This window comes from Bradyrhizobium jicamae (assembly GCF_018130215.1).
GTDB lineage: Bacteria > Pseudomonadota > Alphaproteobacteria > Rhizobiales > Xanthobacteraceae > Bradyrhizobium > Bradyrhizobium jicamae_A.
The window spans coordinates 311,813-325,894 of record NZ_JAFCKQ010000001.1 but is presented as its reverse complement, the minus strand read 5'-3'; the positions used below and the strand labels follow the sequence as shown (position 1 = coordinate 325,894).

The window sequence follows — 14,082 nt, the reverse complement described above, 5'->3', positions numbered from 1 at the left end:
ATGCCGAAAATCTCCGTCGAGCGCACACTGACCCAGACCAAGAAGGCGGTGCTCGGCGGGCTGGGCCGTTACAACGATGAGCAGATGGGGAAGCAGCGATACAAGCGCTTCGCCATCTCTCTCCGGGACGGCAACGAGATTGTCGGCGGCATCATCGGCGAGCTCTGGACCGCGGTTCTGTTCATCCAGCTGTTCTGGATCGAGCAGAAGTTCCGCAAGAAGGGCTTCGGCGGCAAGTTGATCAAGGCGATCGAAGACGAGGCGCGGCGCTTTGGGGCTGTTCGCGCCTATGTCGACACGATGAGCTTTCAGGCGCCGGGGTTTTACCGCGCCAATGGTTATGAAGAGTTCGGCTCGATTGAGGGGTATCCCGGCGGCGTGACGCGCCACTGGCTTACGAAATCGCTATGACAACCTCGAATATCAAATTCCGTCCCGGATCCAAGGAAGCGCCGACCGAGCCGTTCAAGCGCTCGGTCAGCGCCTGCCTGAAGGCGATCGCGAAGAAGCCCGAGCTCGAGATCACCTTCGCGGCCGAGCGCCCGGGCCTTGCGCCGGGCAAGGCGCGGCTGCCGGAGCCGGCGCGCAAGATGACCAAGCGCGATGCGGCGATCGTGCGCGGACACGCCGATTCGATCGCGTTGAAGATCGCCTGTCACGATCCCAAGGTGCATCGCAAGCTGATGCCGGGAAATCCGCAAGCGCGCGGCGTGTTCGATGCGGTCGAACAGGCCCGCGTCGAGGCGATCGGCTCGCGCCGGATGTCGGGTGTCGCAAAGAACCTCACCGCGATGCTCGATGACCATTTCCATCGCGGCAAGTATGACGAGATCACCGACCGCGCCGACGCGCCGCTCTCGGATGCGCTCGCCATGCTGGTGCGCGAACGTCTCACCGGACTCGCGCCGCCCGCCGCCGCGAAGAAGATGGTCGATCTCTGGCGTCCGGTGCTGGAGGACAAGATCGGCTCGCGGCTCGACAAGCTGAGCCGCTTCACCGAGGACCAGGCGAGGTTCGGCGACCTCGTGCATGACCTGCTGTCGGCGCTCGATCTCGGCGACGACCGCAACATGGACAATGACGAGGACGACCAGGACGAGAACCAGGACGGCGAGAGCGATCAGTCCGGCGCCGAGGGCTCGCCGGATTCCGACGCCGCGCAGGAGATGAGCGCCGACCAGGCCCAGGCGACCGCGGAGGAGATGAGCGAGAGCGCGATGGAGAGCGCGCAGGCCTCCACCAGCGACACCTTCGAGGATGGCGAACTCGGCGATGACGAGACGCCGGGCGAGGCGACGCGGCCGAATTCACGCGGCCAGAACGAGCCTCGCGGGCCGGAATATCACGCCTTCGCGCCGAAGTTCGACGAGGTGATCGCAGCCGAGGACCTCTGCGACCACGACGAACTGGAGCGGCTGCGATCCTACCTCGACAAGCAGCTTGCGCATCTGCAGGGCATCGTGGCGCGGCTTGCCAACCGCCTGCAGCGCCGGCTGATGGCACAGCAGAACCGCGCCTGGGAGTTCGATCTCGAGGAGGGCATCCTCGATCCGGCGCGGCTGTCGCGCGTGGTCACCGACCCCTACCACCCGTTGTCCTTCATGCACGAGAAGGAGGCGACGTTCCGCGATACCGTAGTGACGCTGCTGCTCGACAATTCGGGCTCGATGCGGGGACGGCCGATCACGGTTGCCGCCACCTGCGCCGACATCCTGGCGCGCACGCTGGAGCGTTGCGGCGTCAAGGTCGAGATCCTCGGCTTCACCACCCGCGCCTGGAAGGGCGGGCAGTCGCGCGAGGCGTGGCTCGCCGCCGGCAAGCCGGCCAATCCCGGCCGCCTCAACGATCTCCGCCACATCATCTACAAGTCGGCCGACGCGCCATGGCGGCGTGCGCGCAAGAATCTCGGCCTGATGATGCGCGAGGGTCTCCTGAAGGAGAACATCGACGGCGAGGCGCTCGACTGGGCGCACAAGCGCCTGCTCGCGCGTCCCGAGCAGCGCCGCATCCTGATGATGATCTCCGACGGCGCGCCGGTCGACGATTCCACGCTGTCGGTCAATCCCGGCAACTATCTCGAGCGGCACCTGCGCCACATCATCGACGAGATCGAGACCCGCTCGCCGGTCGAGCTGATCGCGATCGGCATCGGCCATGACGTCACGCGCTATTATCGCCGTGCCGTTACCATCGTCGACGCCGAGGAACTCGGCGGCGCCATCACCGAAAAGCTCGCCGAGCTGTTCAGCGAGACCCATGGCTCCGCGCCTGCACCGGGCACCAGGCGTCGTCTCCACTCGTGAGACACGCGACCCCTTGGCCGGCTGAAATGAGATTCCGCGCCTCCTCGCTGCAGGGGGCGCCGTTCCCGCATTGCTGATCTGCGCCGGCCTCCATTCGGCGGTCAGGACGGTTGGTGATCGCGATTGCCGCCTCTATGTTAACCGCGCCTCTTCTTTCAGGTCCGGATATTCCCCGCATGAGCACCCTGTTTTCCCCGATCGAGCTGCGTGGCCTTAAACTCTCCAATCGCATCATGGTCTCGCCGATGTGCCAGTATTTGGCGGTCGACGGCTCCGCCACCGACTGGCACTTCACGCACATCAACATGCTGGCGCTGTCGGGCGCCGCGATGTTCTGCATCGAGGCCACCCATGTGGAGGATATCGGGCGGATCACGCCGGGCTGCCTCGGCCTCTACAGCGACGCCAACGAGGCGGCGCTGAAACCGATCCTGGCTTCGGTGCGCAAGCATTCGAAGGCGGCGGTTGCCATGCAGCTGGCCCATGCCGGCCGCAAGGCGTCGAGCCAGCGCCCCTGGGAGGGCGGGCAATTGATCCCGATCGCCGACGGGGGCTGGCAGACCGTGGGACCGTCAGCCGCTCCGCACAAGGACGGCGAAGCGCCGCCGGCGGCGCTGGACGACGCCGGCCTGAAGCGGATCCGCGATGCATTCGTCGCGGCGGCGAAGCGCGCAGAGCGGCTCGGCATCGACGCGCTCGAGCTGCACGGCGCGCACGGCTATCTGCTGCACCAGTTCCTGTCGCCGATCGCCAACAAGCGCACCGACCAGTACGGCGGGTCGCTTGAAAACAGGATGCGCTTTCCGCTGGAAGTGTTCGACGCGGTGCGGGCTGCGTTCCCGGATCGCAAGCCGATCGGCGTCCGCGTGTCGGCGACCGACTGGGTCGAGGGCGCTTGGGACCTCGCGCAGACCGTCGAATTTGGCAGAGAATTGCAGAAGCGCGGTGTCGACTGGATGGACATCTCCTCCGGCGGCGTCTCGCCACTGCAGAAGATACCGCTCGGCCCGGGTTACCAGGTGCCGGCGGCGCAGGCGGTGAAGGAGGCGACCGGCGTCACCACGATGGCGGTCGGCCTGATCACCGAGGCGAAGCAGGCCGAGGAAATCGTCGCCTCCGGCAAGGCAGACATGATCGCCCTTGCCCGCGGCATGCTCTACGACCCGCGCTGGGGCTGGCACGCCGCCGCCACGCTCGGCGGCGAGGTGAGCGCGCCGCCGCAATACTGGCGCTCGCAACCCTCGACGCAAAAGGCGCTGTTCGGCGCGACCACCTTCGGGGCGCGGTAGGCTGCTCTCGCCAGGCGCGGGACCGGTGCAGGAGTTCATCTGCCCTCGCGCTTCACTCCGTGACGCGGGTCGCGCTCATGTGAGAGGGCAGCGTCTTTCGGGATGCGGCAAATCGGCCTAGCTTGAGGCAAGGGGCGATCGATGAGGGCAGGGCGATGCAGGTCCGCGTCAGAAAGTTTGCCCATATCCTGGAGCGCTTCGGTCTTGCGATGGCGGGAGCCGCGAGCGGCCTCTTCGTCGCCATTCATGTCGGGTCGAGCATTTCGGCGCTGACCTCGCAGGCGTTCCTGCTCGTCATGATGCTGCTCGGTGCGATCGGTTTCTATCTCGGCATCGATACGCCGCAACTGGCCTTTCCCAAGACCGGCAGCTCGACGCGCAGCATCGATGCGGCGGAGTTCCTCAGCGCGGTCGGCACCTTCCTCGCGACACTGGTCGCGTTCTTCTCGGTCGGCGTGATCGTTCTGCGCAGTGAACCCGACGTCGCCTGGACCGCGGTGATCATGGCGGGCTGGGTGGTCGGCGTCGCCATGCAGATCGTTGCCGGCACGATTGCGCGCACTCGCGCGTGATTGGCGCGGGACGGCTGCGCGGCTTCACCGAAATATGATTTTATTACAATGGTTTACGGGCTGATTTGCCCAGCGCGACCATGGTTCCCTGCGGCCGGGCGCAAAAATCTTTCGGCCTCCCTCAGATTCATCTTGAGCGTCGCTCATTTCTGGTCTATATCTTGAGCATTGCTCAAATTTGGCTCAGGAGGCCACACACATGCAGACCCTCGCACTTCAGCTGACGACCACCTTCGTCGATGACGCCCTCGAGTTCGCGAAGGGCTTTGGCCGTGTCGTCATCCATCTGGCGACCGCGCCGATCGAGCGCATCGCGCGTGCCTGTGACGTCGCGGGCGTCCTGGAGCAGCGACGCGCGGACAAGCGCGCGGCGCGCCGGCACAACCGGTTTCTGTCACCCTTCGCCGGCTTGAGCGACCTGACCTGAGCCGGGGTTGAACATGCGAGCGGCAATTGTCCGCGAATCCGCAACAAAGCACTCACCATGGCTCGCGTTCACCGCCCGATACCTCGCTCAACCGCTGGCCGAAGCAAGGTCTCGTACATCTTCGCCGGGCATGGTCGCCGCGCGCCGGCGCAGCGGTAGGTGCCGGTTCGAACCCATGCGTGACGAAAAAGACTAAAGGCTGCGGCACCTCTTCCATTCGCATTGCTCATTCTCCGGCACCCACGATCCCCGCCTCGTTGAGGCCGCGCGCCCCAACCCAAGGAAACGCCAAGGAAACGGTCATGATCAAGGAACTGATGTCGTCCCGCCGCTTCGCGCCGCTGTTCTGGGCGCAGTTCTGCTCGGCGCTGAACGACAATGTGCTGAAGAATGCGCTGGTCATCATGCTGCTCTATGGCGCGACCACCGGGCAGGGCCCGATGCTGGTCACGGTCGCCGGCGCGGTGTTCATCTTCCCGTTCTTCGTGCTATCCGCGCTCGGCGGCGAACTCGCCGACCGCTACGTCAAGTCGGTGGTCGCGCGCCGCCTGAAATTCTTCGAGATATTCGCCGCCGGCTTCGCTGCGGCCGGTTTCTTCATGCACTCGATCCCGCTGCTGTTCGTGGCGCTGGCGCTGTTCGGCGTCGTCGCCGCGCTGTTCGGCCCGGTCAAATACGCCATGCTGCCGGACCAGCTCTCGGTGTCGGAGCTCGCCACCGGCAACGCGCTGGTCGAGGGCGCGACCTTCATGGCGATCCTGATCGGCACCATCGCCGGCGGCCTGTTCGTGGCCGGCGCGAGCCATATGGGCTGGATCTGCACCGCCGTGGTCGGCCTGTCGTTGCTGTCCTGGGGCTTTGCCTCGCGCATTCCGGTGACGCAGCCCTCGGCACCCGATCTTCGCATCACCGCCAATCCCTGGACCTCGACGGCGCGCCTTCTGAAGTCGCTCTATGCCGAGCCGCGGCTGTGGGACGGCATGGTGATCGTGTCCTGGTTCTGGATGGTCGGTGCCATCGTGCTGTCGCTGCTGCCCGCGCTGATCAAGGAGGGTGTCGGCGGTACCGAAGGCGTCGTCACGCTGTGCCTTGCGATCTTCGCGATCGGCATCGCGGCGGGCTCGCTGTTCGCCGCCCAGCTCAGCCATGTCAGGCCGAACCTCGCCCTGGTGCCGATCGGATCCATCGTGATGGGCGTCGTCGGCCTCGACCTCGCCTGGGCGATCGGTCACACCTCGCTCGGCACCGACGTCACCGCGGCCGCATTCGCGACCTCGTTCGGCGGCTTGCGCATGCTCCTCGACTTCTTCCTGTTCGCCTTCGGCGGCGGCCTGTTCGTGGTGCCGTCCTTTGCCGCGGTGCAGGCCTGGACCGAGCCGTCCGAGCGCGCCCGCATCATCGCCGCCGGCAACATCCTGCAGGCCGGCTTCATGGTCGCCGGCGCCATGTTGGTCGCTGCGCTGCAATCTGCGGGGCTGGCGATCGCCTGGATCTTCTTCGGGCTTGCGGTCGCGAGCTTCGGCACGGTCTGGTTCGTGCTCACCAAATGGGGCAAGGAGGGCGTGCGCGATTTCGGCGCGCTGCTGTTCCGGGCGCTGTTCCGCCTCGAGGTGCGCGGCATGGAGAACCTGCCGCCCGCAGGCACGCGCATGCTGATCGCGCCCAACCATGTCAGCCTGGTCGACGGCCCGCTGCTGCACGCCATGCTGCCGATCGACGCCAGCTTCGCGGTCGACACCGGCATCGCGAAGGCGTGGTGGGCCAAGCCGTTCCTGAAGATGATCAAGCACTACACGATGGACCCGACCAAGCCGCTGGCCGCGCGCGACCTGATCAAGCTGGTTGCCGCCGGCGAACCGGTGGTGATCTTTCCTGAAGGGCGCCTCACGGTCTCCGGCTCGCTGATGAAGGTCTATGACGGCACCGCGATGATCGCGGACAAGGCCGATGCCGTCGTGGTCCCGGTCCGCATCGAGGGCGCGCAACGTTCGCATCTCAGCTATCTCAGGAACGGCGAGATCAAGCGCGTCTGGTTCCCCAAGGTGACGATCTCGATCCTGCCGCCGGTGAAGCTGCCGATCGACGAGACGCTGAAAGGCAAGGCCCGCCGCAACGCCGCCGGCGCCGCGCTTCAGGACGTCATGATCGACGCCATGGTCAAGAACGCGATGCTCGACCAGACGCTGTTCGAGGGCCTCGGCCACGCCTGCCGCGATCGCGACACCGGCCAGCCGATCATCGAGGACGCGCTCGGCACCAAACTGACCTACCGCAAGCTGGTCCTCGGCGCGCAGGTCTTGAGCCGCAAGCTCGAGCAGGGCACCTCGGTCGGAGAGAATGTCGGCGTGCTGCTGCCGAACTCGGCCGGCGTCGCCGTCGTGTTCATGGCGCTGCAGACCATCGGCCGCGTGCCGGCGATGCTCAACTTCTCCGCCGGCCCGGTCAACGTGCTGGCGGCGATGAAGGCCGCGCAGGTGAGGACCGTGCTGACCTCGAAGGCGTTCATCGAGAAGGGCAAGCTCGACAAGCTGATGGCCGCGATCGCGGAACAGGCCCGCGTCGTCTATCTCGAGGACGTGCGCGGTAGCATCAGCCTCGCCGACAAGATCCAGGGCTTCCGCGCCGGGCTTGCGCCGCGCGTGGCGCGTCAGGCTGATGATCCCGCGGTCGTGCTGTTCACCTCGGGCTCGGAAGGCACGCCGAAAGGTGTCGTGCTCTCCCATCGCAACATCCTCGCCAACGCGGCGCAGGCGCTGGCACGGGTCGACGCCAATGCGCGCGACAAGGTGTTCAACGTGCTGCCGGTGTTCCATTCCTTTGGCCTCACCGGCGGCATGATGATGCCGCTGCTCGGCGGCATCCCGATCTTCATGTATCCGTCGCCGCTGCATTATCGGATCGTGCCGGAACTGATCTACCAGACCGGCGCCACCATCCTGTTCGGCACCGACACCTTCCTCACCGGCTACGCCCGCTCGGCGCATGCCTACGACTTCCGCACGCTGCGGCTCGTCATCGCCGGCGCCGAGGCGGTGAAGGAGCGCACACGGCAGGTCTACATGGAGCGTTACGGCGTCCGCATCCTCGAGGGCTACGGCGTCACCGAAACCGCGCCGGTGCTGGCGATGAACACGCCGATGGCCAACCGCCAGGGCACCGTCGGCCGCATCTCGCCCCTGATGCAGTACCGCCTCGATCCGGTCCCCGGCATCGAGGAGGGCGGACGGCTGTCGGTGAAGGGACCGAACGTGATGCTCGGCTACCTCCGCGCCGAAAATCCCGGCGTGCTCGAGCCGTTGCCCGAGGGCTGGCACGATACCGGCGATATCGTCGTGGTCGATGCGCAAGGCTTCATCACCATCAAGGGCCGCGCCAAGCGCTTCGCAAAGATCGCCGGCGAGATGGTCTCGCTCTCGGCGGTCGAGACCATGGCGAGCGCGCTGTGGCCGCAGGCGATGTCCGTTGCGGTCTCGATCCCCGACGCGCGCAAGGGTGAACGCATCGTGCTGCTCACGACGCAAAAGGATGCCGATCGCGCCGCCATGCAGCGCCAGGCCAAGAGCGTCGGAGCCTCCGAACTCGCCGTGCCCGCCGACATCCGCGTCGTCGACAAGGTGCCGCTGCTCGGGACCGGCAAGACCGATTATGTCGGCGCCACTGCGCTGGCCAAGGAACTTGCGGAGCAACTTGCGGAGCAACTCGCCGCGGCGCCGCCTGCGCCGCAGGCCGAAGCGTCTGATTCCGCCACGCAGAATGAGCCGGCGCGGATCGAGCCGGAGCATTTGCAGCAACACGTCGCCTGAGTGTTGTGCTTTCCGGGAGCATGTTGTCAGATGCCGGCAACTGCTCCCGAAGAAAGCACTCCTGATGCCCCTCCCGCTCGATCCCCTCGTTGAGAAGATCATCCCGCTGCTGCCGCTGCGCGATCCCGCCACCATGACGCCGCAGAGCGCGCGCGATTCGCTGCGGGCTCTCGCCGATGCGCGCGCCGCGGTGCCGCCACCGCCGGTCGACACCGCGCGCGACATCGAGGTGCAGGGCGCCACCGGGCCGCTCAAGGCGCGGCTCTATCGCAATGGCAGCACCACAGCGCCAACCGTGATCTTCTTCCACGGCGGCGGCTGGGTGGCCGGCGATCTCGAGACCCATGATCGCCAGGCGCGCAACCTCGTGATCGAGACCGGCGCGGTCGTGATCTCGGTCGATTATCGCCGCCCGCCGGAGACGCGCTTTCCCGGCGCGTTCGAAGATGCGTTCGCGGCTGTCAGCGATGTGATCGCGCGCATCGCCGAATTCGGCGGCGACCTCTCGCGTGTCGGCCTCGCCGGCGATTCAGCCGGCGGCAATCTCGCCGCGACCACTGCGCTTGCCTGCCGCGACGCCGGCATCAGGCTGGCCGCGCAATTGCTGGTCTATCCCGTCACCGACGTCGTCGGCAATTACGCCGACAGGGATGAGAACGCAAAATATCCGTCGCGCGCCGAGAACGCCGAAGGCTACTTCCTGTCGCGCGCGGTGATGGAATGGTTCGCCGGCCATTATCTCTCCGACAAGGCTCAGGCATTCGACTGGCGGGTCTCGCCGCTGCGCGCGAAGAGCCTTGCCGGTGTCGCGCCCGCCGTCGTCACCACGGCCTGGTTCGATCCGCTGCGCGACGAGGGCGCGGCTTACGCGAAAGCGCTCGCGGCGGCCGGCGTGCCGGTGACATATCATCCCGGCGAAGGCCTGATCCACGGCTATTTCGGACTCGGCGATGCCTCGGAAACCGCGCGGACCGAGGCGCAGCGCGCACGCGCCGATTTCAAGGTGTTGTTGGACAGGGGAGTGTAGCTGCGCTTCACCCATCACCCCAACCCTCTCCCCGCAAGAGCGGGGCGAGGGAGAAGCATGCGGCCCCAGCGTCGCGCCACGTGTGCAGCTGGTGTAATGGGTCCCGGCCTGCGCCGGGACGACGATGGGGAAGCAGGGCGCCTTACCGGTAGCGCACGCTGCCGGTCGTGATCGGATCTGTCGGGCGCACGGTGGCGCCGGCGCGGTTGGCGGCAGCTGCGGTGATCATGCCGGGCTCGCCCACAGCCTCGTTGCGGGGTGGATTGATTTCGATGAGAAGCAGCGCTGCCGTCGCCAGCACCGCCACAGCGGCGGCTGCGATCGCAGGCACCAATCTTCCGCGCGTATCGGCTGCGCGAACTTGCATTGACCAATTCCTTTGTTGGGATCTTCTTGTGTTTCGATCTATGTACGGTGCAGCATTTTCCCAAGTGTGCGCGCATGCGCCTCACGACGAGTTGTGCCGACCGTGATCTTCCTGCAACTGCGTGACGGCCGCTGTGAGCGCCGTCACACGAATCGCAAGCGTGGTGGACGGCGTCGTTCGCACATCGGCGGAGATAAGAGATCGCCTCGTTTTGCATGCGCCGCATGCGCTCGCAATGTCGTGAGCAATTCGTGTCCGTTAAGGTTTCCTTCACCGCGCTCCGCCTGCAGCGCGCGTGACGAGGTCTGACGCCTGCTGCCAGTGACGGCGGTGTCATTGTTTCACCGCATTGGTAGCGAAGCAGACTTGTCTCTCCGCGTGCCTTGCGATGGATGTTTGTGCTTCGCCTGCAATGAGGCGGAGGAGAATCTCCTTCGCGCTACGCACGCGCAGCGGCGCGCGGCAGCCCGGTGTCCGGTCGATTCACGTTCTCAAACAGCGCGAGAGGCAGGCGTCCGCATTCTCGCGGTCTGATCGGCCCGAGTCTTGCGGCATCTCGACCCTCGCTTTTGTGCGCAGAGGGCGCGGGGAACGCCGGGTGCCAGCACGCACCCATGGGCCCGTGCAACAAAAAGCACGGGGTAGGACCACAGGTACGGCCGGGCAGTCCCGGCGTTCCCCGCGCGGATGGTTTACGGCTTATACGTGCTCTCCCCGGCGAGACTGGGCTCTTTTGTCACCGTCATCCGCGTCTGCGCTTGCGCGCGAAACGGACTCGACACCTGCCACTAGGGCGTCAGGCCTGCACGATTTCGCTCGTCCGCGATGAGCCCGCTCGTCGCGCGCGCCCATCCCGTCCACCGCATCCCGCTTCCAACGTCCGTGACGATCGCGATACGCCCCTCCCAGAGGAGGCGGGATACGCATTTTGTAAATCTGATTTGGGGTTCTGAAAAAGCGAAATATTTTCGCGCGCGGGACTGGACAGGGTGAGTCGCTTTGAAATTGCTGGCGAAATTAGATTTTTCGGCGCACGCCCCGCTTCGCCGCGATTGCAACTGAATTCGCGCTTCGCCTCACGCGGCGGCTTTGTCTTCCTTGTCCTCGCCTCGCATTACGATTTTCAACGCATCATCGGGCAGTGGTCTTTGCAGCGCCTTTGCTTCATCCCATGGAGCGCGCAGCCAGACATCGCGCTCCTCGTCGGTCGTCAGTATCACCGGCATCGCCTTCTCGTGGATCGGCCCGACGATCGCGTTCGGCGCCGTCGTGAGGAAGCCGTAGACCAGGTGCGGTCCTGGAATCGGCTTCGACTTGGTGCCGCGATCGCCTTTGAACTCCGTCCAGATGCCGGCGAACGCACAAAGCGGCCGATCGTCCGACAGCGCAAACCACACGACATCTTTCTTCTTCGTCGTCGGGTTCGGCTCAGGCGCATATTCAGCGAAGCTGTTGAGCGGCACCAGGCAACGGTGTTCCGGCTTCAACCAGCCGCGCCAGTGCGGCGATGACGTGTTGCGGATGTTGGTGACCGGCGGACCGCCATTCCTTGGTGGAGGCGGCATGCCCCAGCGCATCAGCACCATCTCGCGCTCGTCGCCTGCGTTGCGCACGACCGGCGCCGGGTAGTCCGGAAACACGCCAGGCATTGGTGCAAGGTTGCCGACGTAGCGATTGACCACCCGGAACAGGCGCAGGATCGCTTCCTGATTCGTGGTGATCGAATAAAGATTGCACATTGACCAAGCCCTGCTGTGCCGGGCGCCGCTTTCATCCCAATACTAGTGGCATTGCATCGACCTGCAAGCGTGGCTGTAGTGTGGGCATGGGGACGAGGTCGCGCGATGTCATCTGGGGCGGGCGCATCATGGGCGCGAATATGCGCGCACGGAGCGCGCGCGAGGAGGCGAAGCGTGCGGTCTGCACTGCAGACCGCGCGGAAGCTGAAGCTTGGTCGATGCGGATGGAGGGCTATGGAGGCCCAGCGCAGCCATCGCCAACCATCGGCCAATGCATCAACGGCGGGCTGCATTTCCTCGAGGTCGAGTGCAACAGGTGCAAGGCCCGCGCAAGCCTGCCGCTCTCGGCGATCCGCCGTCCACGCGATACCGAGATATGGAAGCTGGAGGCTTCGCTGAAATGTCGCTCCTGCCGCAAGGGTCGTTACGCACCGCCGGTGCACATGATCAAGCTCACGGAACAGCAGGAGATCACGCCGTACAGATGGGTGCTTCCGACGGAGGAGAGATGAGGAAGTGAATTTGCCTAATGACGCTCGCGGCCGTCACGGCAATTCTGGTGGGAGAACGCGTGCTTGCAAAAACAAAAACGGCCGGGTCATCGACCCGGCCGTCCAAAACTCTCTCCGCGATTTCCGCGTGCAGCTAGCTCAGCTCGCCTTCTTCACCGGTGCCGGCTTGCCGACCTTCTTCTCGATCGCGCGCTTGAGATCGAGCGCGCGGGGCGAGAGCAGGTCGGCCTTGGCCTTCAGCAGATAGGCGTCGAGGCCGCCATTGTGGTCGACGCTCTTCAGCGCATTGGTCGAGACGCGCAGGCGCACGTTGCGGCCGAGCGCTTCCGAGATGAAGGTGATGTTGGCCAGGTTCGGCAGGAAGCGCCGCTTGGTCTTGATGTTCGAGTGGCTCACCTTGTGGCCCACCTGGGGGCCCTTGGCCGTCAGTTCGCAGCGCCGGGACATCCTACAAAATCCTTTTCCATCCCCGCCTCTCTGCCAGGCGTGCAATCACACGGCCCGCGCGGGGGTTTTGAATTCGCGTCCATTTTCCAGGAACCGCGGGTGTATAGGGGCAGACGGCCCTAGCGTCAAGATTATATCGGGGCATTCCGGTCCCGGAAATTGCCGGTTCACGAGCCGTTCCAGCCACTTAACCTGTGATACGACAACCATATAAAGGGCGTATTCGGCTGCGACCGTCAGTTCCATACGAGCCGTGCGCATTGTCCGGTCGGGATCGACTGCCTAAATGGACACGACGCAGCGCCGATAGCAGGACCGTCAGGTAAGTGACCACCCCAATTGCCATTTTGCCCCCGTCCGGGTGGCTGCTCGGCCTTCTGGCCGGCGCTTTCCTGCTGTTCGGATCTGATGGCGCCAAGGCCCAGGGTCGGCTCGACGCCCAGTACGAGGCGACGCTCGCCGGAATCCCGGTCGGCAAGGGCGCCTGGACCATCGAAATCGGCGACGAAACCTTCTCGGCCTCGGCGCAGGGCGGCACCGCGGGGCTCCTGAAGGCGTTTTCCGGCGGCACCGGCTCCGGGGCCTCGCAGGGCCGGGTCGTCAACGGCGCGCTGGTCGCGACCGCCTACACCGCGACCACCACCACCTCGAAGAAATCAGAGACCATCCGGATGGTGCTGGCGAACGGCAACATCAAGGATTACGCGATCGAGCCGGAGCCTCCGGTCGATCCCGACCGGCTGCCCATCACCGAGGCGCACAAGAAGGGCGTGTTCGACCCGATGACCGGCTCGATGCTGCGGGTCGGGGGCACCGCAGACCTGATGAGCCCGGATTCCTGCCGCACCGGCGCCGGCGTGTTCGACGGCCGCATGCGCTACGACCTGAAGCTCGATTTCAAGCGGGTGGAGAACGTGAAGGCCGAGCATGGGTATCACGGCCCGGCGCTGGTCTGTGCGATCTACTTCGTGCCGATTTCCGGCTATATCCCGGATAGACCCGTGATCAAGTACCTCGCCGCCCAGCGCAACATCGAGATCGCCTTCGTCCCGATCGCCGGCACCCGCATCCTGGTGCCGTTCCGCATGACGATCCCGACCCCGCTCGGGCCCGCGATGCTCGAGGCCACCTCGTTCGTCACCACGGCCGCGCCGCCGCGCGTGGCGAAGACGCAGTAAGGGCAAGTGCCGCCATTCGCGGGGCTCGCGCCCGAAATCACGGGAAGCACGAATCCAGTTGACTCTTGTCCGCTTCTGATTCGACTCGGCCGTGCCGGAAGTTTAAGGAATTTGTCCCCATGTCATCGGCTTGTGGTGACAGCTCAAACTTGATCTAGTGCCGCCGTCTCGGGTTGCACCGAGATGTTGCGGTGAACGTTTCAGGCCTGAACGGGAGTCAGCGATTCGGCCGCGATTCGTTCTAGACTCGTTCCGAATCCTAATTCCGGCGCGAAAAGCGTCGCAGAGTGAGACAGATTTCCTGCCGTGTTGTTGGACCGCGTCGGAGTAACGATATTGAAAGAGCGAGCTGCATGTTCTCCCTCGCCCCGCTCTTGCGGGGAGCGGGTCGGGGTGAGGGGCTCTCACCACGAGTGCG

The 14,082-nt window shown here is 65.4% G+C and carries 12 protein-coding genes; 9 read left to right on the top strand and 3 right to left on the bottom strand.

The window, feature by feature from the left end; translation table 11 throughout:
• The 7 genes from JQ586_RS01490 to JQ586_RS01460 all read left to right on the top strand — a co-directional run bounded on the left by JQ586_RS01490 (position 1) and on the right by JQ586_RS01460 (position 9,421).
• On the top strand, positions 1-411 hold the full coding sequence (locus JQ586_RS01490; RefSeq protein WP_212392702.1) for a GNAT family N-acetyltransferase: 411 nt from the start codon (positions 1-3) through the stop codon (positions 409-411).
• The gene (gene cobT / locus JQ586_RS01485) at positions 408-2,303 is read left to right on the top strand and encodes a cobaltochelatase subunit CobT (RefSeq protein WP_212392701.1); all 1,896 of its coding nucleotides are present in this window, start codon (positions 408-410) and stop codon (positions 2,301-2,303) included. The genes JQ586_RS01490 and cobT overlap by 4 nt, the downstream gene beginning before the upstream one ends.
• Before the next feature lie 176 nt (positions 2,304-2,479).
• Complete coding sequence (locus JQ586_RS01480) at positions 2,480-3,592, top strand: NADH:flavin oxidoreductase/NADH oxidase (RefSeq protein ID WP_212392700.1); 1,113 nt, start codon at positions 2,480-2,482, stop codon at positions 3,590-3,592.
• A 155-nt stretch (positions 3,593-3,747) separates the two neighbouring features.
• Entirely contained in the window at positions 3,748-4,164 is a 417-nt protein-coding gene (locus JQ586_RS01475; RefSeq protein ID WP_212392699.1) for a hypothetical protein, read from the top strand.
• Between the two features lie 199 nt (positions 4,165-4,363).
• On the top strand, positions 4,364-4,591 hold the full coding sequence (locus tag JQ586_RS01470; protein ID WP_212392698.1) for a hypothetical protein: 228 nt from the start codon (positions 4,364-4,366) through the stop codon (positions 4,589-4,591).
• Positions 4,592-4,893: 302 nt separating this feature from the next.
• The gene (locus tag JQ586_RS01465; protein WP_212392697.1) at positions 4,894-8,394 is read left to right on the top strand and encodes an acyl-[ACP]--phospholipid O-acyltransferase; all 3,501 of its coding nucleotides are present in this window, start codon (positions 4,894-4,896) and stop codon (positions 8,392-8,394) included.
• A gap of 64 nt (positions 8,395-8,458) precedes the next feature.
• Positions 8,459-9,421: an alpha/beta hydrolase gene (locus JQ586_RS01460; protein WP_212392696.1), complete on the top strand. Its 963-nt coding sequence runs from the start codon at positions 8,459-8,461 to the stop codon at positions 9,419-9,421.
• Between the two features lie 142 nt (positions 9,422-9,563).
• Here JQ586_RS01460 and JQ586_RS01455 read toward each other — a convergent pair whose 3' ends face one another.
• Positions 9,564-9,788 (bottom strand): hypothetical protein, encoded by a 225-nt coding sequence (locus tag JQ586_RS01455; protein ID WP_212392695.1) that lies wholly within the window; start codon positions 9,786-9,788, stop codon positions 9,564-9,566.
• A gap of 1,076 nt (positions 9,789-10,864) precedes the next feature.
• Positions 10,865-11,527, bottom strand: coding sequence for an SOS response-associated peptidase (locus JQ586_RS01450; RefSeq protein ID WP_212392694.1), 663 nt, complete (start codon positions 11,525-11,527; stop codon positions 10,865-10,867).
• Positions 11,528-11,655: 128 nt separating this feature from the next.
• Here JQ586_RS01450 and JQ586_RS01445 point away from each other — a divergent pair, with 128 nt between their 5' ends.
• On the top strand, positions 11,656-12,039 hold the full coding sequence (locus tag JQ586_RS01445; protein WP_249147184.1) for a hypothetical protein: 384 nt from the start codon (positions 11,656-11,658) through the stop codon (positions 12,037-12,039).
• 138 nt (positions 12,040-12,177) lie between these two features.
• On the opposite strand, the gene rpmB is transcribed toward JQ586_RS01445, so the two are convergent.
• Complete coding sequence (gene rpmB, locus JQ586_RS01440; protein ID WP_212392692.1) at positions 12,178-12,486, bottom strand: 50S ribosomal protein L28; 309 nt, start codon at positions 12,484-12,486, stop codon at positions 12,178-12,180.
• A 347-nt stretch (positions 12,487-12,833) separates the two neighbouring features.
• Here rpmB and JQ586_RS01435 point away from each other — a divergent pair, with 347 nt between their 5' ends.
• Entirely contained in the window at positions 12,834-13,664 is an 831-nt protein-coding gene (locus tag JQ586_RS01435; protein WP_212392991.1) for a DUF3108 domain-containing protein, read from the top strand.
• Positions 13,665-14,082 lie beyond the last annotated feature (418 nt).